The organism is Nocardia alni (assembly GCF_019038435.1).
In the GTDB taxonomy this organism is placed as follows: Bacteria; Actinomycetota; Actinomycetes; order Mycobacteriales; family Mycobacteriaceae; genus Nocardia; species Nocardia alni.
Map to the genome: position 1 here is coordinate 1 of NZ_JAGPOX010000274.1, position 3491 is coordinate 3491.

The window sequence follows — 3491 nt, forward strand, 5'->3', positions numbered from 1 at the left end:
GTCACCAGGGCGGGTTTCGGCAGCTCGAGGGTGAGGGTCGGCTTGGGGCCCGCGGGATCTCGCACCGTGTCCTCCGGTGCGGTCCAGCTGGTGCGGGGATCGGCGTCGGTGGCGGCGAAGGCCGAACCGCGCAGGTCGCCCACGTCGGCCTTGCCGCGGGCGACGGGCCGGTCGGGATCGGTCAGCAGCGCCTCCAGGTCCGGGCCCTGCCGCGGCCGCAGGATCAGTTGCGGGGCGACCGGCATCGTCGCCGGAACGCTCAGTGTGCGCTCGAACGTCCCCGGCTCCTCCGCGGCGAGTGCCAGCCCGTTATCGCACCGCACCCGGCCGGGCGAGTCGAAACAGGCGCTGCGGCCGGGGAATTCCTGTCCGAGATCCCAGCCGAGCACCGGCATACCGGCGGGCGTGGGCGGCAGTACGGTGCGGTGGCGGATATCGACGCGCGTGGGCTGGTCACGGTGCGAGTAGTCCTGGACCGACACCTCGGAAATGCCGAATTGCCCACCCGCGGTGCCGTTCTCCGTGGCGGTCGCGGTGATGGTCAGCCAGCCGGTGCGGCCGGGCGGCAGCGAGACCGAGACGGGCACACCGGGTTCGGAGATGCGGGCGGCGACCGTGCCGTTCGCGGTGCGCACCTCGATCCATTTCACCGGATCGCCCAGCGCGGCCGAACTCGTCGTCACGTCCAGCACACCGGCCGAGATCGGATGATCCAGATCCAGCCGTAGCCATTGGCCCACGGCATGTTCGGCGCTGTTGCTCAGCCACGCGGTGGAGGGGTCGCCGTCCACGACGGCGGCGGTGGAGCTGCCGGGCGCCGTGCCGCCCAGCTGGGTGGCGTCGGCGGCGGAACTGGAGGCGGTGATCGTCGCGCCGGACCAGCGGCCCTCCACCAGCGGCGTATCCGGCACCGCGTAGTCGGACTTCAGGTTGTAGGTGCGCCGGGGATCCGTGGGTGCGCGCAGGGCCGAGCTGTGATCGTCGACCGTGCCGAAATCGGTCTCGCGATCCATCGGGGTATCGGTCACGGTCGTTGTGCCGCCGGACAATCCGGCCCGCGCCGCGTCGGCGGCCATGAGCACCGGGCCGTTCGGCGCCGCGGTATCGCCGCGCAGGCGCTCGAGCACCTCGGGGCCACCCGCGACGACCGCCGCCGAAGTCAGCGGCACGGTGTACGCGCCCGGAAACGCCGGGGGAGCGCCCCCGCCGCTGTGAATATCGGTGGGCGTACCCGGGCGCGGCACCGTGACCCGGTAGATCTCGATCGCCGGATATGTCGGGCGCAGATCGCCGTCCGCGACCAGCCCCTTGCCGTGCGGGGTCAGGATCTTGCTGCCGAACCGCGCGACCTTGGTCAGGCCCGGTGAGCCCTCGATGGCCTCGTGCGCCAGCATCGGCCGGGTCGAGCGGGAGGTGTCCGGGTCCAGATCGTTGCGCAGCACCAGAACTCCGATGCCCTGATCGATCAGCGTGCGCGCCAGACCGGTCGAGGGCCGTCCGTCGGCGATCAATCGCTGCACCGAATCCATGGCCCGGATCGCGCCCGGCGGAGTGAGCGGGATCGCGTCGCGCACCGCCCACGGCGTCGTCGCCAGCGCCTGCAACGGTTCGTCGCGGGTCAGTCCCCAGACCTGACTGCCGAACGGCGCGCCCGGCACCACCAGTGCGCGGGTATCGGCGGCATTGTGGGCGAGCCAGTCCGCGGTCTGGCTCCAATAGGCCGGAACCCGGTCGTAGGCGCCGCGCGGCGCCAGTTTGCTGGTCCAGGCCAGCGAGGTCGACAGGGCCAGCGCGGTCAGCACCAGCGCCGCGAGCGCGACCATCCGATCCCGTTCGGGGTGCACGAAGGCCCTGCGCCACACCGGCATCGGCACGGATGCGGGCAACGGTACCCGGCCCAGCAACTGTGCCAGGCCGATGACCAGCGGCAACCGGATCAGCGGCTCGAGCTTGTGCACGTTGCGCAGCGGCGCGCCGCCCGAATCCAGGAAGTGCCGCACCGACTCGGCGAACGGCCCGCCCAGTTCCCCCGCGTATCCGGCGCAGATGCCGACCAGTCCGGCGATCAGGATCAGCGCGAACCGGCCGCGGTGCGGCATCGACCGCATCGCCAGTCCGGCCAAGCCCGCCGCCGCGAGCAGCCCGGTCGCCAGCACGGCCGCCGGTTGGGTGACCAGTACCGCCCCCGCGATGCGCTCCGGCGAGACATAGGGCGTCCAGCTGTCGGTACCGCGCAGTACCTCCCCCAGCGACGCCCACTGCGTGGTGACCCCGGCCGATTCGATGTAGTCCAGGAACGGAGGGCTCACCTTGCCCAGCACCAGCAGCGGCACCACCCACCACAGCGTGCCCAGCGCCAGCAGCGGAATCCAGACGCGGGTGAATCGCCACCAGGTGCGGTTCGGCCGATAGGAGGCCCACCACAGCGCCGCGGGGAGAAATGCCGCGGCCGTGGCCACGGCGTTGACCGAACCCATCAGCGCCAGGGCCAGGGCGCTACCCGCAGGGGAGAGTGCTCCCCCGCCTCTCCGCGGGCGGCCGATCGCTTGCCCCAGGGCGGCGGGGGCGAGTAATACCCAGGGGGCCAGCATCATCGGCAGGGTCTCGGAGGAGATCGAACCCAGGGTGGTGAGTACGCGCGGCGACAGCGCGAATGCCAGCGCGGCGATGACGCGAGAACCCCGGGTGCCGATGCCGAGTACCTCGCACAGCCGGACCACTCCCCAGAATCCGGCCAGGATCAGCAGGGCCCACCAGATTCGCTGGGTCATCCACGCGGGCAGCCCGATCGCGTGGCCCAGCGCGAAGAAGGCCCCGTGGGGGAAGAAATAGCCGTAGGCCTGGTTCTGCACCTGGCCCATGGGGGCCTGGCTGCTCCACAGGTGTGCGGCGCGCCGCAGAAAGCCCAGCGGGTTCTGGGCGAGATCGTATTTGGTGTCGGCGACGGTGAGGCCTGGCGCCTGCAGGAACGTCAGCAGGAATGCGGCAATGACCGTCCCGATGAACCAGCGCCGTCCTAGCGGGGCAGTCTGGTCCGAGGTGACGGGCCCACCCGTCACCCGACCGCCACCCCCCGGGGGATCGCTACGCGATGCTGTGTAGCTGCGGTCGGCGGCGCGTCAGCGACTGCCGTACTCAACGTTGTTCAGCAACGACGAGGACGCGTTACCGGTGCGGTCGACGGCGGGCCGCGAATTCTGCTCCGCCGCCATCGTGATCACGAACACCACCACCGCGCCGAGCACGGCTCCGGCGACAGCGCTCGATATCCCGGGAACGGCAAACTTCATCGCGGAACTCCCATACATCGTCACATGCTTAGTGCGGCCAACCTACAGTATTTTTGGCCCTCCGCTTCGCTCCGGGCGGGTTTTCGGCGCCCTGGGGGCGCGTCGGTCGGGTACCGCTGCTTGCTCCTTCGTCGCCTACGCAGCGGTACCCGACCGACGCGCCGCGCCGAAAACTCCATTGTTATTGCCTCCGTCAGGGGG

Annotated in this window: 2 protein-coding genes; both read right to left on the reverse strand. The window is 71.0% G+C overall.

The features are described 5' to 3' along the window. On the reverse strand, window positions 1–3059 hold a 3059-nt coding region (locus JZ791_RS43630; RefSeq protein WP_216903782.1), incomplete at its 3' end, for an alpha-(1->3)-arabinofuranosyltransferase. Between the two features lie 60 nt (window positions 3060–3119). Next, a complete protein-coding gene (locus JZ791_RS43635; RefSeq protein ID WP_216903784.1) occupies window positions 3120–3290 on the reverse strand; it encodes a DUF2613 domain-containing protein in 171 nt (56 codons plus the stop codon). Window positions 3291–3491 lie beyond the last annotated feature (201 nt).